The 22363-nt window shown below is 69.3% G+C and carries 23 protein-coding genes and 1 tRNA gene; 11 read left to right on the top strand and 13 right to left on the bottom strand.

Annotation, left to right across the window (positions count from 1 at the left end; all coding sequences use genetic code 11):
• Positions 1-61 precede the first annotated feature (61 nt).
• The 9 genes from IH54_RS0108070 to galU form a co-directional block, all read right to left on the bottom strand.
• On the bottom strand, positions 62-718 hold the full coding sequence (locus tag IH54_RS0108070) for a GTP cyclohydrolase II (protein ID WP_052397195.1): 657 nt from the start codon (positions 716-718) through the stop codon (positions 62-64).
• A 240-nt stretch (positions 719-958) separates the two neighbouring features.
• Complete coding sequence (locus IH54_RS0108065) at positions 959-1495, bottom strand: DUF4240 domain-containing protein (protein WP_031514299.1); 537 nt, start codon at positions 1493-1495, stop codon at positions 959-961.
• Between the two features lie 171 nt (positions 1496-1666).
• A tRNA-Ala gene (locus IH54_RS0108060) sits at positions 1667-1740 on the bottom strand.
• 69 nt (positions 1741-1809) lie between these two features.
• On the bottom strand, positions 1810-2823 hold the full coding sequence (locus IH54_RS0108055) for a hypothetical protein (RefSeq protein WP_031514298.1): 1014 nt from the start codon (positions 2821-2823) through the stop codon (positions 1810-1812).
• Between the two features lie 117 nt (positions 2824-2940).
• Positions 2941-3561, bottom strand: a complete 621-nt coding sequence (locus IH54_RS0108050; RefSeq protein WP_031514297.1) for a GNAT family N-acetyltransferase — start codon at positions 3559-3561, stop codon at positions 2941-2943.
• On the bottom strand, positions 3558-4091 hold the full coding sequence (locus IH54_RS0108045) for a MogA/MoaB family molybdenum cofactor biosynthesis protein (RefSeq protein WP_031514296.1): 534 nt from the start codon (positions 4089-4091) through the stop codon (positions 3558-3560). The genes IH54_RS0108050 and IH54_RS0108045 overlap by 4 nt, the downstream gene beginning before the upstream one ends.
• On the bottom strand, positions 4088-4570 hold the full coding sequence (moaC, locus tag IH54_RS0108040; RefSeq protein WP_031514295.1) for a cyclic pyranopterin monophosphate synthase MoaC: 483 nt from the start codon (positions 4568-4570) through the stop codon (positions 4088-4090). The genes IH54_RS0108045 and moaC overlap by 4 nt, the downstream gene beginning before the upstream one ends.
• Positions 4571-4657: 87 nt before the next feature.
• A complete protein-coding gene (gene glp / locus IH54_RS0108035; protein ID WP_031514293.1) occupies positions 4658-5989 on the bottom strand; it encodes a gephyrin-like molybdotransferase Glp in 1332 nt (443 codons plus the stop codon).
• Positions 5986-6894 carry a UTP--glucose-1-phosphate uridylyltransferase GalU gene (gene galU / locus IH54_RS0108030; protein WP_031514290.1) on the bottom strand — a complete coding sequence of 303 codons (909 nt, stop codon included), beginning with the start codon at positions 6892-6894 and terminating at the stop codon, positions 5986-5988. The genes glp and galU overlap by 4 nt, the downstream gene beginning before the upstream one ends.
• A gap of 81 nt (positions 6895-6975) precedes the next feature.
• On the opposite strand from galU, the gene IH54_RS0108025 reads away from it, so the two are divergent.
• A complete protein-coding gene (locus IH54_RS0108025) occupies positions 6976-7569 on the top strand; it encodes a 5-formyltetrahydrofolate cyclo-ligase (RefSeq protein WP_031514288.1) in 594 nt (197 codons plus the stop codon).
• A gap of 66 nt (positions 7570-7635) precedes the next feature.
• Here the strand turns inward: IH54_RS0108025 and IH54_RS0108020 are convergent, their stop codons facing one another.
• Positions 7636-10365, bottom strand: coding sequence for a penicillin acylase family protein (locus tag IH54_RS0108020; protein WP_031514287.1), 2730 nt, complete (start codon positions 10363-10365; stop codon positions 7636-7638).
• 179 nt (positions 10366-10544) lie between these two features.
• Here IH54_RS0108020 and IH54_RS0108015 point away from each other — a divergent pair, with 179 nt between their 5' ends.
• From IH54_RS0108015 to IH54_RS0107990, 6 genes are all read left to right on the top strand, one after another.
• Complete coding sequence (locus IH54_RS0108015) at positions 10545-12050, top strand: potassium/proton antiporter (RefSeq protein ID WP_031514285.1); 1506 nt, start codon at positions 10545-10547, stop codon at positions 12048-12050.
• A gap of 310 nt (positions 12051-12360) precedes the next feature.
• Positions 12361-13536, top strand: a complete 1176-nt coding sequence (locus tag IH54_RS0108010) for an MFS transporter (RefSeq protein ID WP_078862034.1) — start codon at positions 12361-12363, stop codon at positions 13534-13536.
• Between the two features lie 66 nt (positions 13537-13602).
• A complete protein-coding gene (locus IH54_RS42925) occupies positions 13603-13917 on the top strand; it encodes an FmdB family zinc ribbon protein (protein ID WP_031514281.1) in 315 nt (104 codons plus the stop codon).
• Between the two features lie 98 nt (positions 13918-14015).
• Positions 14016-14873, top strand: a complete 858-nt coding sequence (locus tag IH54_RS0108000; protein WP_031514278.1) for an S-methyl-5'-thioadenosine phosphorylase — start codon at positions 14016-14018, stop codon at positions 14871-14873.
• Positions 14874-15437: 564 nt separating this feature from the next.
• Positions 15438-15734, top strand: coding sequence for a hypothetical protein (locus IH54_RS46630; RefSeq protein WP_234343404.1), 297 nt, complete (start codon positions 15438-15440; stop codon positions 15732-15734).
• 102 nt (positions 15735-15836) lie between these two features.
• On the top strand, positions 15837-16328 hold the full coding sequence (locus IH54_RS0107990; protein WP_031514274.1) for an MscL family protein: 492 nt from the start codon (positions 15837-15839) through the stop codon (positions 16326-16328).
• A 19-nt stretch (positions 16329-16347) separates the two neighbouring features.
• On the opposite strand, the gene IH54_RS0107985 is transcribed toward IH54_RS0107990, so the two are convergent.
• The gene (locus tag IH54_RS0107985) at positions 16348-16602 is read right to left on the bottom strand and encodes a hypothetical protein (RefSeq protein WP_234343403.1); all 255 of its coding nucleotides are present in this window, start codon (positions 16600-16602) and stop codon (positions 16348-16350) included.
• 113 nt (positions 16603-16715) lie between these two features.
• Here IH54_RS0107985 and IH54_RS0107980 point away from each other — a divergent pair, with 113 nt between their 5' ends.
• Positions 16716-17885: a PLP-dependent cysteine synthase family protein gene (locus IH54_RS0107980; protein ID WP_031514271.1), complete on the top strand. Its 1170-nt coding sequence runs from the start codon at positions 16716-16718 to the stop codon at positions 17883-17885.
• 58 nt (positions 17886-17943) lie between these two features.
• On the opposite strand, the gene IH54_RS0107975 is transcribed toward IH54_RS0107980, so the two are convergent.
• Complete coding sequence (locus IH54_RS0107975) at positions 17944-18690, bottom strand: VIT1/CCC1 transporter family protein (protein ID WP_031514269.1); 747 nt, start codon at positions 18688-18690, stop codon at positions 17944-17946.
• 173 nt (positions 18691-18863) lie between these two features.
• The gene (locus IH54_RS0107970; RefSeq protein WP_031514268.1) at positions 18864-19859 is read right to left on the bottom strand and encodes a sigma-70 family RNA polymerase sigma factor; all 996 of its coding nucleotides are present in this window, start codon (positions 19857-19859) and stop codon (positions 18864-18866) included.
• Positions 19860-20096: 237 nt separating this feature from the next.
• Between IH54_RS0107970 and IH54_RS0107965 the strand changes: the two genes are divergently transcribed.
• The 3 genes from IH54_RS0107965 to IH54_RS0107955 all read left to right on the top strand — a co-directional run bounded on the left by IH54_RS0107965 (position 20097) and on the right by IH54_RS0107955 (position 22217).
• Entirely contained in the window at positions 20097-20615 is a 519-nt protein-coding gene (locus IH54_RS0107965; protein WP_031514266.1) for a GNAT family N-acetyltransferase, read from the top strand.
• A gap of 142 nt (positions 20616-20757) precedes the next feature.
• On the top strand, positions 20758-21543 hold the full coding sequence (locus IH54_RS0107960) for a dioxygenase (protein ID WP_031514264.1): 786 nt from the start codon (positions 20758-20760) through the stop codon (positions 21541-21543).
• Positions 21544-21560: 17 nt separating this feature from the next.
• A complete protein-coding gene (locus tag IH54_RS0107955) occupies positions 21561-22217 on the top strand; it encodes a hypothetical protein (protein WP_031514262.1) in 657 nt (218 codons plus the stop codon).
• Positions 22218-22363: the final 146 nt, after the last annotated feature.

The raw sequence follows: 22363 nt of genomic DNA, 5'->3' as shown, positions 1-22363 counted from the left end.
ACCGTGCGCGCATATTGCGCAGCCGTACGGCACGGCGCGGGTGGGCACCGCACGGGAAGGCTCAGGCCGGAAGCGCCAGTGTGTGGCCGGTGTGCTCGACCTTGGCCCGGAGGTAGCGGACGTTGGCGTCGGACATGTGCACGCCGGTCGGCACCTGCTCGACCACCTGCGTGCCGAGCGCCGCCAGCTGCCGCGCCTTGTCGGGGTTGTTGCTCAGCAGGCGGATGCGGCTGACCCCGAGCGCGGTCAGGATCTGCGCCGCGGCGGTGTAGTCCCGCTCGTCCTCGCCCCGCCCCAGCGCGAGGTTCGCCTCGTACGTGTCGAGCCCGCCGTCCTGCAGCGCATAGGCGTCGAGCTTGGCGTACAGACCGATGCCGCGGCCTTCCTGCCGCAGGTAGAGCAGGTAGCCGCCGTGCTCGCCGATCCGCTCCACCGCCTCGCGCAGCTGCGGGCCGCAGTCGCAGCGCCGCGAGCCGAAGACGTCGCCCGTGAGGCATTCCGAGTGCGGGCGCACCAGCGGCACGGGCACGTGCGCGTAGTCGCCGATCCCCAGCGCCAGGTGCTCTTTGCCGTCCGCCAGACCGGTGAAGGTGAAGACGTCCGCCGTCGTCTCCCACCCGTCGGGGAACCGCAACGGAACGCGCACCTTCGTACGGACCGCCGCGAGCGGCAACTGAGCGGACACCGCAGCGGCAACCGGTCGTGCGTCTGCCGACATATCGACTCCCTCGTAAGATCTTGAAAACTCAAGCTCTTACGGGAGCCGGAAAATTTCCGCGCCGCCGCGTAACGCACGTCACACGTTCGAGTCACTGCACACCGTCCCGGTTCCGCGGGCGGTTGACCGTACGTCAGCGACGGCCGGCGGCGAACGCAAGGACCGGGCATCCGATCGGGCGCACAGGACGCGGTCACTCACACGAGTGGACGGCTGCCGAGGGACGCCCGTGAGCGCCCCTCAGGCGGTGTACAGCGCGTCGAGGCGAGGCAGCCGCGGGGCGACCTTCACGTGGTCGTCGAAGCTGAAGTTCCAGGCAGGATCGAGGTCGGGGTAGTTGATGGTGAACGAATCCCGGGGCAACTCGCGACCGGTTGCCTGCCGATAGGCGTTGCAGGGGAAGGCGAGAAAGTCCTCGGCCTCCAGCTCGTTGCCGCCTTCGGCGGCAGCGCGGACCGTGGGGTGGTCGACCGGCGTGTCAGGGTCGGCGACGGCCCGCTCGAAGGCATCGCGCCCCTGCGCCACGAGCCAGCCGCGGAAGTAGTCGAAGCCGTCATCCGAGCAGCCGCCGTTGATCAGATAGGCGGCGGCCCACAGCGGCGCCCGGTAGGAGTCGGCCATCAGGTCCCACAGGATCTGCTGGGCCCTGAGGATCTCCTGCGGGCTCCGCGCGGCAAGGAGCGCAGTGGCCTCCGCGGCTGCCCCATCGGCGTCTGCAGGGGCGGCGACCTGACGGCGGGCCAGTTCGACGAGCTGCCAGAAGCGGTCGGTGTCCATGCCGCAAAGGATGGCAGGCGACTCCGACAACGAGCCCTCCACGACCAGCGCTGCGCGCGCTCCGGTACGGCCCGACCGCCCCACCCGAAAACGACAAAGGTCCCGCCCGATCGTCATGATCAGCGGGACCTTACCAACCATTCCTGAGAGAACTCAGGAACAGTGGTGTTGTGGACCTGAGGGGATTCGAACCCCTGACCCCCTCGATGCGAACGAGGTGCGCTACCGGACTGCGCCACAGGCCCTTGCAACGAGGAAAACTCTAGCATCTCCGCGAGGGTGCTCGTTAACGCAATACGGGCTGGCGGGAAGGCCTACTCGTTCGCCGCGCGCGGGCGGTCCGGGTCGGCGTACTGGTCGAAGAGCGGGGTGCGGGCGGTACGCGGGCGCGGGCGGCCGGGGGCGGCAGCCGGGGGCGCGGCGGGGTCGCCGGACGTCGACGGCGGCGTCGTACCGGAACGGGCCGAGCTCCAGGTGTCGGGCGCGCCGAGGTCGACACCCCCGGTGGTGCGCGGGGCGACCGGGGCGGTGACGTAGGTCGGCAGCGGCACGGGTACGGGCTCCCAGCCGTCGTCGGCCGCCTGCTGGGCGCGCTGCTGGTCGACCCACTCGGCGTGGTCGGTCTGCTCGACGAGGGCGCGGCGGTCGGCGGTACGCGGCGAGGGTGCGGGGACGGGTGCGGGCGACGACGGCGCAGCGTCCTTGACGGGCGCGGCCGGCAGTTCCGCGCGCGGCCGCTCCGGGCGGGCGCGGTCGGGCCGGGCACGCAGCCTGCGCGCGGCCTCGGCGGCTTGGCGCTGGTCGAGCCGCACCTCGTAGCGACGGCGCTCCTGGCGACGCATCTGGCCGATGTACACGGTGAGCAGAACGGCTGGGACGGCCGGCGCCCAGAGCAGCGTGATGCCGCCAACCGCCGCGGCGACGGCCCCGGCGGTGAAGGCGATGAAGAGCAGCGTGGTCGTACGGCGGCGGCGCGCCAGGACCTTGGCCCGGGCGTCAGGTCGCGCGGTGGCGGTTCCGGCCGGCCGGGCAGGCCCGGCGACGGGGCGCACCTCGGTCGCGGGTACGGCAAGGCCGCGGACGTCGACGACGTCCGCGGGGTCGAGGTCGCCCTCGACGTCGTCGGCACCGGGCTCGACACGCTCGCCTCGCGCCTTGGCGACGCGCCGCTCCATCGCCGCTCGCCCGGACAGCAGCCGGATGGCGGTGCTGAAGCGTTCCGTCGGGCGCGCTTCGTTGAGCTCGTCCTGCCTACGGAGCCACATCGGCACCAGGTAGGCAGCCCAGGCCCCGACGATGACTGCGTAGATGAGGCCGCTACTGCTCACGCGTTACACGGTAGGGGGAATCGAGACACGCCATACGGAATTTGGCCCGGTGTGTCGCACGATCTGGCTGATAAGCCGAGAATTTTTTGCGTCGAGCTTCACATTCGAACACTTGTATTATTTTTGGGATGCCCCAGGCCTCGCCCGGTGCCAGCGGTTGAGCAGCCCTTCGGGTACCTCCTCCGCGGTCAGCGCGTAGACGAGGTGGTCACGCCAGCCGCCGTCGATGTGCAGATAGCGCGGGCGCAGCCCTTCCTCGCGGAAGCCGAGCTTTTCCGCGACGCGGCGGCTGGGCCCGTTCTCGGGACGAATGCACACCTCCACGCGGTGCAGTCCGACCCGGCGGAAGCAGTGGTCCACCGCCAGCGCGACCGAAGTCGGCATCACGCCCCGACCGGCGACGGCTTCGTCCACCCAGTAACCGATGTGCGCCGAGCACATGGAGCCCCAGGTGATGCCCGCGACGGTGAGTTGTCCGGCGAGACGCCCTTGATAATCGATGACGAACGGCAGCATGCGCCCGGCGCCGGCCTCGCCGCGCAGATGACGCACCATCTGTCGATAGGTGGGCCGTTGTGCGACGTGGCCGGGCGGCGCCGGCGGCACAGTGGCCTCCCACGGCCGCAGCCAGTCCCGGTTGCGCCGGTTGACCTCACGCCATGCGCGCTGGTCGCGCATCCTGATCGGGCGGAGGGTGATGTCACCGTCCGCCAGTTCTGTCGGCCAGACCCCGTTCAGCTCGGTCTCCCAGGGGCTGAGGTTTCCGATGGTGCGGAAGTCGGATGATCGCCGCCCCGGATCTGATCAACTGCGTGCGCCAGAAGCGGGGCGAGCACGGTGAACCCGTCCTTGACGCCGCCTGTCGATCCGGGGAGGTTCACCACCAGTGTGCGCCCCGCGACACCGGCGACACCGCGCGAGAGCACCGCCGTGGGCACTTTCTCCCGGCCCGCGGCACGAATCGCCTCGGCAATGCCCGGAATCTCGTAATCGAGCACCTGCCGGGTCGCCTCCGGCGTGCGGTCCGACGGCGAGATGCCGGTTCCGCCCGTGGTGACCACCACGTCGTAACCGGCGTCGACGGCCGACCGCAGCGCCTGCGCGACCGGTTCACCGTCCGGGACGACCTGCGGGCCGTCGACGGCGAATCCGGCCTCCCGCAGTGCCGCGGTGGCCAGCGGCCCGCTGCGGTCCTCGTACACGCCGGAAGCCGCCCGGTTTGACGCGGTGATGGTGAGCGCGCGCATCGGGGCCGCGTCGCCGCTCATGACCGGTGCCAGTCGCCGGACTTGCCGCCGGTCTTCTCTTCGACCCGTACGTCGGTGATGACCGCGGACTTGTCCACGGCCTTCACCATGTCCACGACGGTGAGTGCCGCCACGCTGACTGCGGTCAGTGCTTCCATCTCCACCCCTGTCCGGTCGGTGGTCTTCACCGCCGCGGTGATCTCCACCGCGTCGTCGGCGACCACCAGGTCCACGGTGACGCCCGACACCGCCAGGGGGTGGCACAGTGGGATCAGGTCGGGCGTCCGCTTGGCGCCCATGATGCCCGCGATGCGCGCCGTGGCAATGGCGTCGCCCTTCGGCACTCCGGCGCCGCGCAGCAGCCGCACGACCTCGGGGCCGACCAGGACGCGGCCGGTGGCGCGGGCGGTGCGGGACGTCACGTCCTTGGCCGAGACGTCGACCATACGGGCCGATCCTGCCTCGTCGAGGTGGGTGAGATGGTGCCGAGCGCTGCTCATCGTTCTCCCGATGCGGTTTCCAGGGCAGACACCGTACCGGCAGCCGTCCCCCCACGCCCGGGGGCCCTGGGTGCGCCGACCCGCTCGCTAGTCCAGCACGATGACGTCGACGTCGGCACCGGCCTCCAGCGACGTGACTTCCTCGGGGACGACGATCAACGCGTCGGCGTTCGCGAGCGCCGCAACCAGGTGGGAACCAGCTCCTCCGACCGGGGTCACGCTGCGGGAGGCAGGGTCGTAACGCCCCCTCAGGAACTGCCGCCGCCCCTCTGGTGAACTATCGATAGCCGCTACGCACGCTGCCCGTACGACGTCGCGATGCACCGGACCGACGCCCATCAGGGTGCGGATGGCGGGGCGGACGAACAGCTCGAAGGACACGTAAGCACTGACCGGATTGCCGGGAAGGGCCAACAGCGGGATACGCGCAGGTCCGATCCGGCCGAAGCCCTGCGGCTTGCCCGGCTGCATGGCGAGCTTGCGGAACTCGACGTGCCCGTTGTCTCCACCGACCTGGCCGTCGGCGCCGTACATTGCGCCGCCGAGCGAGGACAGCGCCTCTTTCACGACGTCGTATGCGCCGACGCTCACCCCGCCGGTGGTGACGATGATGTCGGCGCGGACGAGCTGGTCCTCGATGGTGGCCCGCAGCGTCTCGACCTCGTCGACGACCGCACCGACGCGATAGGCGATGGCGCCCGCGGCCCGGGCTGCTGCAGTGAGGGCGAAACTGTTGGAGTCGTGGATACGGCCGGGGCCGAGCGTGTCTCCCGGCTGAACCAGTTCACTGCCGGTGGACACCACGACGACGCGCGGCCGAGGCCGGACGGTGACGCTGGCACGGCCGACGGCGGCCAGCAGGGCGATCTGCGGCGGCCCGAGGACGGTGCCCGCGGCCAGCGCCAGTTCCCCCGCGGCGACGTCGCTGCCACGGGTGCGGATGTACTGGCCGAGGGACGGTCCCCGGTGCACCCGCACCTCGCCGCCCGCCGGCGCCGGGTCGAGGCTGTGCGCGGTCATGGTGGTGGCAGGCCCGCCCCCGGTGCCGCCGTCCGTCCACTCGACCGGGACGACTGCTTCGGCGCCCGGCGGCAGCGGTGCGCCGGTCATGATGCGGGCCGCCTGGCCGGGGCCGACCGTGGGCGGCTCGCCGCTTCCGGCGGCAATGTCCCCGACGACCTCGAGGACGGCGGGGTGTTCGGGCGACACAGCCCGGGTGTCGGCCACACGCACCGCATAGCCGTCCATGGAGCTGTTGTCGAAGGGCGGCAGCGCCACGGGCACGGTGACGTCCTCGACCAGGACGCACCCCTGGGCATCGAGCAGTTGCAGCTCGATGGCCTCCAGCGGAGCCAACTGCCCCAGGATGCTGTCCAGGTGCTCGGTGACGGACCATACGCGCTCGGCGCCGTGACTCACTCTTGCATCTCCTCGGTGACGTACGTACGCAGCCAGTTCCGGAACTCAGGTCCCAGGTCATCACGTTCGCATGCCAGTCGGACAATCGCCCGCAGATAATCGCCGCGGTCGCCGGTGTCGTAGCGGCGGCCGGTGAACACGACGCCGTGCACGGGCCCGCCGTCGGCGTCCCGGTGGGAGAGCTCGCGCAGCGCGTCGGTCAGCTGGATCTCACCGTTGCGGCCGGGTTCGGTCTTCCTGATGGCGTCGAAGACAGCGGGGTCCAGGACGTAGCGGCCGATGACCGCGAAATTCGACGGCGCCTGGCCGGCGTCGGGCTTCTCCACGAGATCGGTGACGCGCACGACATCGACCTCGTCCGTGGGCTTTATGGCCGCGGCACCGTAGAGGTGGATCTGCTCGGGCGCCACTTCCATGAGCGCGATCACGCTTCCGCCGAACCGTCCCTGTACGTCGATCATGCGGGAGAGCAACGGGTCGCGCGGATCGATCAGGTCGTCGCCGAGAAGGACGGCGAACGGCTCGTTTCCCACGTGCGGTTCCGCGCACAGTACGGCATGCCCGAGTCCCTTCGGATCACCCTGCCGCACGTAGTGCATGGTCGCAAGATCACTGGATTCGCGAACCCGGGCGAGCCGCCCGTCGTCACCCTTGCGGGTGAGCGCCTCCTCCAGTTCGTAGTTCCGGTCGAAGTGGTCCTCAAGAGGACGCTTGTTGCGACCGGTGATCATCAGCACATCGGACAGATCCGCCGCGACGGCTTCCTCGACCACGTATTGGATGGCCGGTTTGTCCACCACAGGGAGCATCTCCTTGGGCGTCGCCTTGGTCGCCGGCAGGAAGCGTGTGCCGAGGCCCGCCGCAGGAATGATGGCTTTGCCGATCCGGGCGCGTGAGTGAGTCATGCGGTGCACCATAGCGTTCGTGAATGTGCCGAAGATGAAGAAACGGTTCATAGCGGCTGATATACAGCGGTTGTGGAGAACATTGATGCGGTCAGGGCCGAAAAGGCGCAGCTTCGCGCACAGCTTCTGCGCGCACGACGCGGTATGTCAGCACATGAGCGCGAGGCCGCGGCCCGGGCCCTCGCAGCGACGGTACGCGGGCTGCCTGAGTGCGTTCACAGCAAAGCCGTTGCTGCCTACGCCTCCATAGGCTCCGAACCCGGGACCGGCCCCCTCCTCGAAACCCTTCTGGGTGCCGGGGTACGGGTGCTGCTGCCCGTCCTGCTGCCCGACAACGATCTGGACTGGGCCGAGTACGGCGGCCAGGAGGCCCTGGAACGCACCGCGCGGGGCCTTTTCGAGCCGACCGGCCCGCGACTGGGCCCGCAAGCCGTCACCGCCGTCCAGGCGGTCCTGTTGCCCGGACTGGCAGTGGACTCGCGCGGGGTCCGCCTCGGCCGCGGCGGCGGTTCGTACGACCGCGCGCTGAGTCGCATCGAGCAGGCAGGCACCCGGCCCGCCCTGGTCGTGGTGCTCTACCCCCATGAGGTCATCGACGCGGTCCCGGCCGAAGCACACGACGGAGCCGTGGACGCCGCGCTCACTCCCGCGGGTGTCCGCCGCTTCCGCACCTGACGTCCCTGCCCGGAGCGGGGACGCCGTGGCTCCGGGCGCGTCGACGGCGCGGCATATTGCCGCGGATCAGGGAGTCAGCGCCAGCGTTGCCTTGGTCGCTTTCTTCACCGTTTCGTCGGAGAAATACCACGGCAGGAGCTCGTTGGCCGCCCACTTGTCGGTCTGGTCGGTGTAATGCTGGTTGTAGGCGTGTCCTGAGGCGCCCGTCAGGTTGATCCACCGGGACTTGTCGAGATCCTGGAGGTTGACGATCATCCGCATCGACGGCACCCAGATGACGTCGTAGCCGCCTGCTGCGTTCCACCCTGTCGCGTCCACCGCCGCCTCGCCGCCGCTGAGCTGCCAGGGCCCGCGGTTGAGCAGCCACTTGATCACGCCGGGACCGTCGGTGCCGAGGGTCTGGTTCTTCAGCTCCAGCTTGTGCAGCCGGCCCCAGCTCCAGGTGTCTATGTCCTTGCCCAGCTTGGCGGTGAGTTCGTAGCGGGCGTCCTTCATGGCCTGCGCGAGGAGCTGGTCGCGGGTGCTGTGGTGCGCCTTGTCGGTGTCGATGCCGTAGAAGGCGGTGGTGGACATGGTCCACCACTGATTCGTCGCGTCGGGGAGGATGTCGAGAACCACTTCGGACCAGCGGTCACTGCCGTCCGGCTGCGCCTCGGAAGGGTCGCGTTCGCCGCACTCCTGGACCGTGGGGATGCCCTTGCCGTCGAGATTGTCGACCGGCCCGGTCTCACCGACGGGGGGAACCCTCAGGCACTGTCCCTCGGGGCGCAGCTCCTTCGGCAGCTTGTTGCCGAACGCGAGCTTGAGGACGTTGCGCCACACCGCGTTGAAGTACGCCGCCGCAGCGGAGTCGGCGTCCTGGTTGTAGTCCCATCCTTCGAGCAGTTTCTGCGCATTACGCACATAGCTGTTCTTGTCGCCCGTTATATCGACCTTGAGAAGGTACGGCACCAGTTGCTTGGCGATCTCACTGCTGTTGTCGCCCTGCATGGACTGCATGTCGTCCATGGAGATCTTTCCGCCGTCCTTGACCTTGGAGGCGATGAGGTCGTTGATGCGCTGGCTGCGTGTGCCGTACCCCCAGTCCTGGGTGAGCATGTACGGGTACTTGCTCTGATCGATAACCGCTTGATTGGCCGTCACGATGTACCCGCGCTTCGGGTCGTACTCGTACGGCATCGCCTGGAAGGGGATGGTTCCGTTCCAGTCGTAGTGCGAGTCCCAGCCGGGCACCGGGTAGGTGCCGTCGTCGCCGTCGGCGCGGATCGGCACCTGGCCGGGCGCCTGGTAACCGATGTGGCCGTACTTGCCCTTGCTGTCCGCGTAGATCAGGTTCTGCGACGGCACCGCGAAGTCCTTGGCCGCGGTGCGGAAGTGATCGAAGTCGGTCGCACGGTCGAGTTCGAAGACCGCGTCCATCGTTTTCGAGGGCTTGAGTGCCGTCCAGTTGAGGGCGACCGCGTACCCGGAGTTCACTCCGCCCGGTGGGTTGTCGACCGGCGCGGTCTGCCCGACCTCACGGATCTCGTCGCTACGGTCGGAGATCAGCGGTCCGTTCATCGTCTCCCGCACCGTGATCTCGCGACTCTTGCCGCCGGCGACCTTGATCTCCTCATGGCGCATGGTGAACGGCACCTGCTTGCCGTCCCGCAGGTAGGTGGTTGCGGTCACCTTCTCCAAGTAGAGGTCTGTGACGTCCGCGCCCAGGTTGGTCATTCCCCATGCAATGTCCTGATTGTGCCCGATTATCACGCCGGGCATGCCGGAGAACGTGTAGCCCGCCACGTCGTACGGGCAGGCGCTGCTCGCCGTGCGGCAGTGCAGGCCCATCTGGTACCAGAGCGACGGCAACTGCGGCGCCAGGTGCGGGTCGTTGGCCAGCATCGGCTTGCCTGTCGTCGTGAAGGCCCCGGACACTACCCACGAGTTGGAGCCGATGCCGCTGCCGTTCGGACCGAGCAGTGCGGGCATCTGATCGATTATCTGCGAGATGCCGGCGAGCTGGCCGTCAACGGTGTTGTTGAGCGACTGCGGGCCGGACGACGCCCCGGCCGGGGTGTACACCTTCGTCTTGGAATCGACCGACCCGGCGTCGACGATGGGCTGATTGCGGTCGTACGGGTACGCGGGGTAGAGCTGCTTGATCTGCGCCTGGCTGAGCCGGCTCGTCATGAGCGCACGGTCGATCTCGTCCTGCATGTTGCCGCGAAGATCCCACGCCATCGCCTTGAGCCAGGCCACCGAGTCGACAGGGGTCCACGGCTGCGGCTTGTAGCCATTGCTGAACTTCAGCGCCGCGTACTCGACGGACAGAGCCGCACCACTGTGATCCTTCAGGTAGGCGTTGACACCGTCGCTGTAGGCACGCAGGTATGCCTTCGTGGCGGCGTCGAGCTGGGTGTCGTATTCCTTCTGCGCCACGCCGTGCCAGTCGAGCGTGCGCAGGAACGCATCCGTCTCGACCTGCCCCTTGCCGAACATCTCGGACAGCCGCCCGGACGTGAGGTGCCGACGCACGTCCATCTCGTAGAAGCGGTCCTGCGCCTGCACGTACCCCTGCGCCCGGAAGAGGTCCTCAGGCGTGTCGGCGTAAATCTGCGGGATGCCGTAAGCGTCGCGCTCGACGTCGACAGGCGCGGACAGCCCCGCGAGCTTGAGCGAGCCGGTCGTCTGCGGGAACGAGGCCCGCACCGTGCTCACGCTCCAGTACGACGCGAAGCCGACACCTGCCATCAGCAGCAGCACGAGCGCGATCACGATGAAGCGTACGCGGCGGGACTTCTTCCGTGCGGGCATCGCTGTCCTTCGAGGGCAGTGCGGATCAGATGATCAAGGTGCTCCTTGTGCAAGGGCAACCATAGGCGCACGCCTTGTGCGGCAGGGACGCGGAGTCGGACCTGCCGTGACGTGGACCATACAACGTCAAGAGAGGGTAAAATATTAGCCTAGACAACAAAGTTGAAAGGACCGGTGCCCTGACTGTCCACCACCTCAACGAGATTCTGCTGGTCGGCGCGGCCGTACTGCTCGTCGCCGTCGTAGCCGTCCGACTGGCGTCCCGCAGCGGCCTACCTACCCTGCTCATCTACCTCGGCATCGGCGTCGCCATAGGGCAGGACGGCCCCTTCGGTTTTACCTTTGACAACGTCGAACTGACCCAAGTGCTCGGCTATGCGGCACTTGTGGTGATTCTTGCCGAAGGTGGGCTCGGCACGAAGTGGCACGAGATCAAACCGGTCATGCCCATCGCCGCCGTGCTATCGACTGTCGGCGTCGTGGTGAGTGTGATCATCACTGCGGCCGCGGCGCACTACGCAGTGGATCTCGACTGGCGCCAGTCGCTGATCATCGGTGCGGTGGTGTCGTCCACGGATGCCGCGGCGGTCTTCTCCGTACTGCGCAATGTCCCACTACCCAAGCGCATAACCGGCGTGCTCGAAGCCGAGTCGGGTTTCAACGACGCACCAGTGGTGATCATGGTGATCGCCTTCTCCGCGAACGGGCACATAGATTCCTGGTACCACCTGCTGGGCGAGACCCTCCTGGAACTGGCCATCGGCGGCGCGATCGGGGCCGCTGTGGGTTGGATCGGCGCCTACGGACTCAAGCACGTGGCGCTGCCGGCCTCGGGGCTGTACCCGATCGCCGTCATGGCCATCGCGGTCGCCGCATATGCCGCCGGTGCCATGGCACACGGCTCGGGCTTCCTCGCGGTCTACACCGCCTCGCTCATCCTCGGGAATTCGAAGCTGCCGCACCGCCCCGCAACGCGCGGATTCGCAGAGGGGCTCGGCTGGATCGCGCAGATCGGCTTGTTCGTACTCCTCGGGCTACTGGTGACCCCGCACGAACTGGGCGACGACATCATCCCCGCACTGATCATCGGCTTGTTCCTGACCCTGCTCGCCCGCCCCGCCGAGGTCGTGATCAGCCTGCTGCCGTTTCGGGTCCCCTGGCGCGAGCAGGCGCTGATGTCGTGGGCAGGGCTGCGCGGCGCCGTACCGATCGTCCTGGCCACGATTCCCATGGTCGCCGGAGTGTCCGAAAGCCGGAAGATCTTCAATATCGTCTTCGTATTGGTGATCTTCTACACCCTCGTCCAGGGTCCGACGCTTCCATGGCTGGCGCGGCGCCTGCGCCTCGGCGAGAGCAGCGGCCCGGCAGACCTGGGCATCGAGTCGGCGCCGCTGGAGCGGCTGCGCGGGCATCTACTCTCCGTCGCCATTCCCGAGGGTTCGCGGATGCACGGAGTCGAGGTCAACGAGCTCCGGTTGCCGACCGGCGCTGCCGTGACACTCGTCGTACGCGACGGGGCCAGCTTCGTGCCTTCACCCTCCACCACCCTCCGACGCGGCGACGAACTGCTCGTCGTCACCACCGACCCCGTACGGGATGCGGCGGAGGACCGCCTGCGGGCCGTGGGACGCGGCGGCAAGCTCGCCGGCTGGCTGGAGGAACGCGGTAAGGCCCGCCAGAGCTGAGGCGGTCAGCCGGGCGCGATCAGCGCATGGTTACGTATGATGGTGCGGTATTTGTCCAGTACGACCTCTGTCTGATGCAGGGCCGGCGCGGTGACCGCGCTGAGCGGACGGCCCTCGGCGCGACACCACGGTCCGAACCGTGCACGCGCTACCAGACAGCAGAAAAGACCACCCAGTGGCATCCACCGTGCGCACGACCCCGTCGCCGACGCAGAAGACTGCCCGCAAGCCGGGGTACCGGCAACTGCTCAGTACTCCCGGAGCGCGCGCCTTCGTGCTACCCGGTTTCGCGGCGAGGCAGCCTTTCGCGATGCTCACGATCAGCCTTGTGCTGCTCGTGGAACACACGACCGGCTCCTACGGCAAGGCAGGTGCGGCTGCGGCGGTGACGGGAGTCGCCATGGCACTCTGCGCGCCAAGGGCCGGCCGGCTCGCCGACCGCCACGGTCAGAGTGCCGTTCTCGTACCCGGTGTCGCCTTGCACGCGGTATCGGTGTGCACGCTGGTACCCCTGGCTCTGGCACACGCCCCGACGTGGGCGCTGCTCACAGCGGCGGTGCCGGCGGGGGCGACGGTGCCGCAGATCGGCCCCATGGTTCGGTCACGATGGGCGGTGGCGCTCAGCGATCCGGCCGGTGGTGCTTCTCCGCTCCTGCAGACAGCGGCCGCGTTCGAATCGGTGACCGATGAGTGCACATTCGTCGTCGGGCCGATCCTGGCCACAGCGATGTGCACGGGGATCCACCCTGCCGCGGGACTCATTGCCGAGGCGTTGCTCACTCTTGCGGGTGGATGGTTGTTCGCGGCGCAGCGCAGGACGGCTCCGGCCCCGCACAGCAGGACGGCCGGGGGCGGCCGTCACCGGGCGTCGGCGCTGTCGATACCGGGCGTGCGGGCTCTTGTGGCCGCCTTCGTCGGCATAGGCGCCGTGTTCGGCGGCATGCAGGTGTCGGTCACCGCCATTTCCCAGGAAGCAGGCCACCCCGGGCTCAACGGGCTGGTCTACGGCACCTTCGCCGCAGGCAACATGCTGGCGGGCGTGGCCTACGGCGCCCTGTCCTGGCGTCGCAGCCCCCGCAGGCGGCTGCTGACGGCATACGGCGCCCTGACCCTCGCGTGCGTCCCGCTGTGGGCCGCGCAGAGCCTGCCTCTGGTGAGCGGGCTGGTCCTCGTGGTGGGGTTGTGCATCGCGCCCGCCCTCATCACCGGCTACACGCTGGTCGAGGCACTGGTGCCCGGGGCCGCACGGACGGAGGCGTTCACATGGCTGACGGGAGCGGTCGCGCTCGGCCAGGCCGCAGCGGTCACCGCGGCAGGGCTGCTCGCCGACGGCGTCGGTGCCAACGCGGCCTTCTGCGTGCCGCTGACCGGCACTGCTGTCGCTTTCGCGATGATCACAATGTTGCGCGAGCATCTGGTGCCGCAGCTGTCGCCCGTGCCGGCCGCAGGTGTGATCGGTCACCGTCCGGCGGTCACGGTGGACTGAGGCACGGAAATGCTGCACTATTGAGCGTCGTTAGCACTCAATGAGTGAGAGTGCCAGGAGGAGCTAGTGCCGACGTATCAGTACCAGTGCACCGAGTGCGGCGAGGGCCTCGAGGCGGTGCAGAAGTTCAGCGACGACGCACTGACCGAGTGCCCCAACTGCGGCGGTCGGCTGCGCAAGGTGTTCTCTGCGGTGGGTGTGGTCTTCAAGGGATCCGGCTTCTACCGGACCGACAGCCGCGGCTCTTCGTCCAGCAGCGCCCCGGCCGCGAAGAGCAGCGGCTCGGACAGCAAGACGACCGGCAGTTCGTCGTCCGGCTCGTCGTCGTCCACGGCGTCCTCCGGATCTTCCTCCTCGTCGAGCAGCACTTCCGCCGCCTGACCGCGCAAGGCGGGCGACCCGCCCATACGCCCTCGGACCTCCGCCGTCGACACGGCGGGGGTTCGTCGCATCCCCGCACCCCGCTTAGGGTGACGGACATGGTGCAGAACGGCGGTGCGACAGACATGCAGGCCGAGATCGGCGTGATCGGCGGATCCGGCTTCTACTCCTTCCTCGACGATGTGACCGAGGTCACCGTCGATACTCCCTACGGGGCGGCCAGCGACTCGCTGTTCGTCGGTGACGTGGCGGGGCGGCGCGTGGCATTCCTGCCGCGACACGGCCGGTCGCACCACCTTCCACCACACAAGATCAATTATCGAGCCAATCTGTGGGCGCTGCGGGCGACCGGCGTGCGCCAGGTCCTCGGTCCCTGCGCCGTGGGCGGGTTGCAAGCCGAGTACGGTCCCGGGACGCTCCTCGTACCCGACCAGCTCGTCGACCGCACGAAGTCGCGCGCGCAGTCCTACTTCGACGGGGAGGCACGGGCAGACGGCCTGGTGCCCAACGTCGTCCATGTGACCTTCGCGGACCCCTACTGCCCGGTCGGACGGACGGCCGCGGTCGAGACCGCCCGGTCGAGCGGCTGGGAGGCCGTGGACGGCGGGACGCTCGTGGTGGTGGAAGGACCGCGTTTTTCCACCCGCGCGGAATCGCTCTGGCACGCCGCTCAGGGATGGTCGGTCGTCGGCATGACCGGACACCCCGAGGCAGTGCTCGCCCGGGAGCTCGGCTTGTGCTACACGTCCCTCAATCTCGTGACCGACCTGGACGCGGGGGCCGACACCGGTGACGGCGTCTCGCACGAGGAGGTCCTCGAAGTGTTCGCGGCCAACGTCGGGCGGATGCGGGACGTCCTCTTCGACGTCATCGCCGCACTGCCCGCAAACTCGGGGCGCACGTGCCTGTGCGTCGACGCGCTCGGCGGTCAGGAGCCCGGGATGCCGCTGCCGTAGGCAGGGACTGCATCCCTCCGGTTCACAGGCCGGAGGGACACAGTCCGGCGGGGGGCTGGGTTTTCCACAGGGCTGAAAGTTATCCACAGGCTCCGATTGCGGACGTGCCCACGTACGCGATCGTGAAGGCATCGACCGAATGTCCGGTCGTCGGCCCCTTCACGTCCGGTGGTGATCCCAGTGCGTACGTCCCTGTCAGCCCCGCTTGCCGCTCCATCTGCCCCGTTCCCCAGTCCCTCCCTGCCCGTCGGCATGACGTCCGACGCGGCGGCGTCCGGAGGTGCGGGCGTCCCCGCCCCCTACACCCCGCCGGGCCGGGCCGTGCCGGACTTTCCACCGATCCGGGCGGGACGCGGCGGTGTACGGCGCCTGCTTCCCGTTCCACGGTTCAGGCGCCGTCCGCTCGCAGCCGGGATGGTGGTGGCGGCAACCGTGCTCGCCGTGTCGGCCGCCTACGACCCCCCACCGCCCCACGACCGGCGGTCGGTCGCACGACACCCCGCGCCCGGTCCGGCCACGGGACCCGCTGGCGCTGTCACGGCGGACCGGCTCGTGAGGGCGCCGGTGCGGATCGCGGACGCCGAGGCGGTGCGCCTGCTGCAGCCGGGCGACCGGGTGGACGTCCTCGCCGCGGCGCGGGTGGTGGCCTCGGGCGTCACCGTAGTCGCGATTCCGGACCAGGCCGGCGGGCCACTGGAGAACACCACGCCCCCGGACACCACCGAGGGTGAAGTGCCGCCCACCACCGCGAACACGGATGGGACGGGTGGCGCGCTTGTCGTACTGTCCGTGCCGCGCGGCGTCGCCGCTGCCCTGTCGGGAGCAGCTCTGTCGAACCCGCTGGCGGTGACACTGTGCTGAATCACCCTTTCGTGAAGGGCGATTGGACAGCGCGCCCCCGGATTGCCTTCCATGTCGGAATCTTTCATTCCGCCAGACCGGCGTCCGGGAAGGGGCACATCTATGAGCCAGGCGGAACAGCCGAGCCTGCTGGCAGGTTTCAAGGAGTTCATCACGCGGGGGAACGTGATCGACCTCGCGGTCGCGGTCGTCGTGGGAGCGGCGTTCAGCAGCATCGTGAACCCGGCCGTCAACGGGATCATCAATCCGCTGGTCGGTGCCTTCGGTACGAAGGACCTCGCTGGGTACTCGTCATGTCTCAAAGGCCCGTGCGTGGAGGACAGCAAGGGCGAGACGGTCAGCGGGATCCACATCCTGTGGGGTTCCGCGCTGAGCGCGACGCTCACGTTCCTGATCACAGCGGCGGTCGTGTACTTCCTGATGGTCCTTCCGATGGCCCGGTACCTGGCACGGCGGGCCACGAAGCAGGAGCCGCCGCAGAGGACCGAGCCGGTGGCGGCGAAGAACGAGGCGAACGTGGAGGCGGACGAGATCGCGCTGCTGAGGGATATCCGGGACGCGCTGGTGGCGCCCCGCTCCGGCGGCGCGGGCTGACCCCGGGCGCCGGGCTGATTCAGAGGTGGTGCGGGGGCTTCTGGCTGAGGAAGCGAGCGAAATCGTCGTCGGCAGAGCCCGTCGGCAGCTCACCCCAGCCCCGGTCGGCGTCGTCGGGCGAGGGCCGGTCGAACGGGTCGTCGAAGATCAGCCCGGAAGGCGCGACCGCCGGACGGGAGGAAGCCTCGCCGCTCCCCGTCACCGGCACCTCGACGGCGGGAAGGCCCGCACCGTCGGACGCGGAGGTGGGGTCGGGATCTGCCGCTGCACTCATGTTTCCAGGGTACGGCGCCGGGGACCTCGGTCGGCCTGCGCCGCCACCCAAGCGGGTGGGGGGAGATACCCCAAGTGCCGGTTTGATGCCGCCGGACGGATATACCTGGGCCCATGCACGCACCAGAACCGAGACCGCCGGCAGACCGCGCCGCCACCACTCCGGCGGAGGAGGTGGATGTCGACCGAAGCGACCTCGCGTACCGCCGCTGGTTGAGCGAGGCCGTGGGGAAAGTCCAGGCGGACGCCAACCGGTCCGCAGATACCCATTTGCTGTCAGTGCCGCTACCGGCCGCCTGGGGGATCGATCTCTACCTCAAGGACGAGTCGACGCACCCGACCGGTTCGCTGAAGCACCGGCTGGCCCGTTCGCTGTTCCTGTACGCGCTGTGCAACGGCTGGATCCGCCCGGAGCGACCGGTGATCGAGGCGTCCAGCGGTTCGACAGCGGTCTCGGAGGCCTACTTCGCCCGGCTGATCGGTGTCCCCTTTGTGGCCGTGATGGCCCGCGGGACGGTGCGGGCAAAGATCGACCTGATCGAGTTCCACGGGGGGCGATGCCACCTGGTGGACGATCCGGGCGAGGTGTACGGCGCGGCGACCCGCCTGGCCCGGGAGACCGGCGGCCACTACATGGACCAGTTCACCTACGCGGAGCGGGCGACGGACTGGCGGGGCAACAACAACATCGCCGAGTCGATCTTCCGGCAGCTGGCGTCGGAACGCCATCCGGTGCCGACCTGGATCGTGGCCACGGCGGGGACGGGCGGGACGTCCGCCACACTGGCGCGCTATGTCCGCTATGTCCGGGCGACCACCGGAGTCTGCGTGGCGGATCCGGAGAACTCGGCGTTCTTCCCCGGGTGGCGCGACCACAATCCGGCGGCGACCACCGACACCGGCTCGCGCATCGAGGGGATCGGGCGGCAGCGGGTGGAACCCAGTTTCGTCCCCGGGGCCGTCGACCGGATGATGCGGGTCCCGGACGCGGCGTCGATCGCGAGCGTACGCGTCCTTGAGAGACTGCTCGGCCGCCGGGCCGGTGCATCGACCGGGACGGGATTGTGGGCCGCTTTCCGCATCATCGCGGAGATGCGGGCGCGTAACGAGCACGGCAGCGTGGTCGGGTTGCTGTGCGACCCCGGCGAACGCTACCTGGAGAAGTACTACGCGGACGCCTGGCTCGCCTCGCAGGGCATCGACATCGCTCCGTACGTGGAACGCATCGAGCATTTTCTGACCGGCGGATCTCTGGGTCGGGTACGCCCGGCGGGGGGTGTCTGACCTGCGGGTGCGCGCGGGTTCCGGGTGGGCTTCCGATGCCCGGGCTCTCGCCCTGCCGTCACACCCCTGCCGCGCCGAGCAGGGCGCCCACGGCGTAGGTCACCGCCATGGCGATGGCGCCGCCGGCCGCGTTGCGGACCACCGCCGGTCGTGCCGGAGCGCTGCCGAGCCACGCGCTGATCCAGCCGCAGCAGACCAGGGCGAGGAGCACCGAGACCACCGTGACCGCCAGCCGCCACTCCTGCGGCGGCAGGACGATGGCCAGCAGGGGCAGCAGCGAGCCGACGGTGAAGGAGATGAAGCTGGCCCAGGCGGCGTGCCAGGGATTGGCGAGTTCGTCGGGGTCGATGCCGAGTTCGACGCGGGCGTGGGCGCCGAGGGCGTCGCGGGCGGTGAGCTGTTCGGCGACTTCCCGGGCGAGGTCGCGGGAGATACCTCGGTCCTCCAGCAGCCCGGTGAGCTCCTCCAACTCGGCTTGTGGAGTGGCAGCGAGTTCTTCCCGTTCGAGGGCGAGAGCGGCCTGCTCGGAGTCGCGCTGGGTGCTCACGGACACGTACTCGCCTGCCGCCATGGACAGCGAGCCCGCCATCAGGCCGGCGAGGCCGGCCGTCAGGAGCGCCGACCGGGAGTCGGTCGCGCCGGCGACGCCGACCACCAAGCCGGCAGTGGAGACGATGCCGTCGTTCGCGCCGAGGACAGCGGCCCGCAGCCAGTTCAGCCGGGTACTCAACCCTTCGTGGTGAGGCTCGCCGGGATGCGGCCCCGGGTGGTCCGGCCGTGGGCTGTCACCGCTGTGATCGCTCATGCCACGAAGGTTCTCACCCCTGCTCCGTCGGCGGGCACAGCGGCACCCACGTGGTGGGAGCTTGCGGTCGGCTCGGGCGCCGGCACGGCAGGGCCGAACCCCGGCGCGGGGGGGGTGGCACCGGGGTCCGGGTCTGTGGGTCGGTCCGCAGAGCGGGCGGACCGGCGGGGTTGTCAGGCTGCTTCGTAGTCCAGCCCGGTGGCGCGGGCCATCCTCTTGAGATCGGCCAGGGCGTGCTTCTCGATCTGCCGGATGCGCTCGCGGGTGAGGCCGTGCTCCTTGCCAACCTCGGTGAGCGTGCGCTCGCGGCCGTCCACGATGCCGTAGCGCGCGCGGATGATGGACGCGGTGCGGTCGTCGAGGCGGTCGATCAGGCCGTCCAGTTCCTCGCGGCGCAGCATGACCAGGACGGAGTCCTCCGGAGAGGGTGCGGCGCCGTCCTCGACCAGGTCGCCGAACTCTGTCTCGCCCTCGGCGTCCACGGACATGTTCAACGACACCGGGTCGCGGGCCCAGTCCAGGACGTCGGCGACGCGCTCCGGAGTGGAGGACAGCTCGGCGGCGATCTCGGCGGGCTCGGCATCGCGGCCGTGCTCACGGTTGAACTCGCGCTGCACCCGGCGGATCCGTCCGAGTTCCTCCACGAGGTGAACGGGCAGCCGGATGGTGCGCGACTGGTCGGCGATGGACCGTGTGATGGCCTGCCGGATCCACCAGGTCGCATACGTGGAGAACTTGAAGCCCTTGGCGTAGTCGAACTTCTCGACGGCGCGTACGAGGCCCGCGTTGCCCTCCTGGATCAGGTCGAGCAGGGGCAGGCCGCTGCGCGGGTAGCGGCGGGCCACCGCGACGACGAGCCGGAGGTTGGAACGGATGAAGATGTCCTTGGCGCGCTCCCCGGCGGCCACCAGGGCCTCCAGTTCCTCGCGCGTGACCTCGCCGCCGGCGCCTGCCGGAAGATCCGGGTCGGAGGCCAGGATGCGTTCGGCGTAGACTCCTGCTTCGATGTCGCGGGACAGCTCGACCTCGCGCGCGGCGTCGAGGAGCGGCGTGCGCGCGATCTCGTCCAGGTACATGCCGACGAGGTCGCGGTCGGCCACTTCCCCGCCCGCGGCGCGAACGCTGCTGGTCCCGCCTGCGTGACGACGGGCGACGGCACGGGTTGCCATGCGTGCTCCCTTTACGAAGGTGCGGTCGGTCTCGGTCGGACCGGACATGCGGTCACAGCCGACGCCGTGGAACCGGCGGCTCAGCCCGGGTGTGTGGCTGCCGCTGTTCTCCGGCCTTGCTGTGCGCTTGCCCCATCCGATCGGGATAACGACTGGAATCCGGACACAATTCCCATGTCGTCACCTGTTTTTTATGATCATGCAGTACCCTGTTCCGCCACAGTGAGAGGCCGTCCCATGCTGCAACGTACGGATGTCCAGGTCAGCGCGGGTACAGAAGGCGACCTCGCGGCACTCACGGACATTTACAACCACTACGTCCGCGAGACGCCGGTCACTTTCGACATCGACCCCATCACCCCCGACGACCGCCGTCCCTGGTTGCTCTCCCACCCGGAAGACGGCCCACACCGCCTCCTGGTTGCCCGGTCCACGGAAGGCGGGCAGGTCGTCGGTTACGCGACGAGCAGCCCGTACCGTCCGAAGGCGGCCTACGCCACGTCGGTGGAGACGAGCATCTACCTCGCACCCGGCGCGGGCGGGCGCGGCATCGGCTCGCTGCTCTACGCGGCACTGTTCGAGGCACTCGCGGGCGAGGACGTGCACCGTGCGTACGCGGGCGTGGCGCTGCCGAACGAGGCGTCGATACGCATCCACGAGCGCTTCGGCTTCCGCCAGGTCGGGGTTTTCCATGAGGTCGGGCGGAAGTTCGACGCTTACCACGACGTGGCCTGGCTGGAGAAGCGGCTGCACTGACCGCCGGGCCGCGACCGGATCCGGCAGGCCCGGACACCGGGAGGGCGGAGGAGCGGCGCGGCGATGTGGCGAGGTAATTGAATCTTCAAGCAGACAGCGTTACCGTCGTCCCATACGCTTGAACATTCAAGGAGGGTGCGCCATGACCGCAGCAGCCCCCGAGCGCATGCCCGCGCTCTACCTTTCGCACGGTGCCCCGCCACTCGCGGACGACCCCCTGTGGCCCGGCCAGCTGGCCGGCTGGGCGGCGGACCTGCCGCGTCCCAGGGCCGTGCTCGTCGTCTCCGCGCACTGGGAGGACGCCCCGCTGGCGATCGGCGCGACGACGACCGTGCCGCTCGTCTACGACTTCTGGGGCTTCCCCGAGCACTACTACCAGGTCACGTACCCCGCACCCGGCGCGCCCGAGCTGGCCGAGGACGTGCGCAAGCTGCTGCGCCGGGTCGGCAGTCCCGTGCAGGACGTGCCCGACCGCGGCCTGGATCACGGCGCCTATGTGCCGCTGGTGGAGATGTTCCCGGACGCGGACGTCCCCGTCCTGCAGGTGTCCATGCCGACGCTGGACCCGGTGGGCTTGCTGGAGATCGGCCGGCGTCTCGCGCCGCTGCGGGACGAGGGTGTGCTCATCGTCGGCAGCGGTTTCTTCACCCACAATCTCGCCGCCCTGCGCCATGCGGGGTCGCAGCCGCCCGCATGGTCGGCGGAGTTCGACGACTGGGGCCACCGGGCACTGGATGCGCAGGACGTCGACGCGCTGCTGGACTTCGAGCGCACGTCACCCGCCGGGCGCCTGGCGCACCCGCGCACCGAGCACTTCGCGCCGCTGTTCGTTACGCTCGGCGCCGCCGAGTCCGAACTCGGCAACCAGCGCAGCATCATCGACGGATTCTGGATGGGGCTGGCAAAACGCTCCGTCCAGTTCGGCTGACCAGAAGGACCTTTCCCATGCAGAAACGACGCATCGCGATCGGCGTGGCCGTTCTGGCCGGCGCAGTCACCCTGGCCGCCTGCGGCTCCGACGACAAGGGCGACGGGAAGGCGCCGTCCAGCGCCGCGAGCAGCACGGCCGCGGCCGGCACCAGCGGCGCGAGCAGTTCGGCCGGCACCGACGGCAAGGCGCCGGCCTCGTCCGTGAACTGGCCCGCACCGGCCGACGCCACGGCCCGCGTGAAGGCGGCTGGACTGCCGATGCTGGGCGCCGAGGGGCAGGTGCTGCACATCCACAGCCACCTGGACGTGTTCGTCGACGGCAAGGCGGTGACCGTGCCGGCCGACATCGGCATCGATCTCGTCAAGCAGCAGATCAGCCCGCTGCACACGCACGACACGTCGGGCGTCGTGCACATCGAGTCGCCGGTGCAGGCGAACTTCACCCTCGGGCAGTTCATGACCGAGTGGAACGTGCCCTTCGGCACGGACACCCTCGGCACGTTCAAGGCCGGCGACGGCAAGGAACTGCACGTGTACGTCAACGGCACCGAGCAGACGGGCGACCCTGCTTCGGTGAAGCTGGGCGCCCACGACGAGATCGCCGTCGTCTACGGCACGCCCGCCGAGAAGGTGCAGGTGCCGTCGGAGTACGAGTGGTCGGAGGGTTTGTAGGACGGTGCGGTGGTGCCGCCGCTCCGTGCGAACGTGATACCGGCGCGCGGTCGTACTTTCGTCCGTCGATTGTCGATGTGACACACGGCAGGCCCCCGCTGTTCCGGGTGAACGGAACAGCGGGGGCCTGCCGTGTGTACGGTCGC

The organism is Streptomyces sp. NRRL F-5123 (assembly GCF_000721495.1).
Lineage (GTDB): Bacteria > Actinomycetota > Actinomycetes > Streptomycetales > Streptomycetaceae > Actinacidiphila.
The sequence above is the reverse complement of the archived record's forward strand: the minus strand, read 5'-3'. Positions and strand labels throughout refer to the sequence as shown.

Coding starts and splice junctions, on each gene's coding strand:
- IH54_RS0108070 (WP_052397195.1), bottom strand. CDS start 718: ATGTCGGCAGACGCACGACCGGTTGCCGCTGCGGTGTCCGCTCAGTTG.
- IH54_RS0108065 (WP_031514299.1), bottom strand. CDS start 1,495: ATGGACACCGACCGCTTCTGGCAGCTCGTCGAACTGGCCCGCCGTCAG.
- IH54_RS0108045 (WP_031514296.1), bottom strand. CDS start 4,091: ATGAGCGGCGACGCGGCCCCGATGCGCGCGCTCACCATCACCGCGTCA.
- moaC (WP_031514295.1), bottom strand. CDS start 4,570: ATGAGCAGCGCTCGGCACCATCTCACCCACCTCGACGAGGCAGGATCG.
- galU (WP_031514290.1), bottom strand. CDS start 6,894: ATGACTCACTCACGCGCCCGGATCGGCAAAGCCATCATTCCTGCGGCG.
- IH54_RS0108020 (WP_031514287.1), bottom strand. CDS start 10,365: ATGCCCGCACGGAAGAAGTCCCGCCGCGTACGCTTCATCGTGATCGCG.
- IH54_RS0108010 (WP_078862034.1), top strand. CDS start 12,361: ATGCTCACGATCAGCCTTGTGCTGCTCGTGGAACACACGACCGGCTCC.
- IH54_RS0108000 (WP_031514278.1), top strand. CDS start 14,016: ATGGTGCAGAACGGCGGTGCGACAGACATGCAGGCCGAGATCGGCGTG.
- IH54_RS0107990 (WP_031514274.1), top strand. CDS start 15,837: ATGAGCCAGGCGGAACAGCCGAGCCTGCTGGCAGGTTTCAAGGAGTTC.
- IH54_RS0107985 (WP_234343403.1), bottom strand. CDS start 16,602: ATGAGTGCAGCGGCAGATCCCGACCCCACCTCCGCGTCCGACGGTGCG.
- IH54_RS0107980 (WP_031514271.1), top strand. CDS start 16,716: ATGCACGCACCAGAACCGAGACCGCCGGCAGACCGCGCCGCCACCACT.
- IH54_RS0107975 (WP_031514269.1), bottom strand. CDS start 18,690: ATGAGCGATCACAGCGGTGACAGCCCACGGCCGGACCACCCGGGGCCG.
- IH54_RS0107970 (WP_031514268.1), bottom strand. CDS start 19,859: ATGGCAACCCGTGCCGTCGCCCGTCGTCACGCAGGCGGGACCAGCAGC.
- IH54_RS0107965 (WP_031514266.1), top strand. CDS start 20,097: ATGCTGCAACGTACGGATGTCCAGGTCAGCGCGGGTACAGAAGGCGAC.
- IH54_RS0107960 (WP_031514264.1), top strand. CDS start 20,758: ATGACCGCAGCAGCCCCCGAGCGCATGCCCGCGCTCTACCTTTCGCAC.
- IH54_RS0107955 (WP_031514262.1), top strand. CDS start 21,561: ATGCAGAAACGACGCATCGCGATCGGCGTGGCCGTTCTGGCCGGCGCA.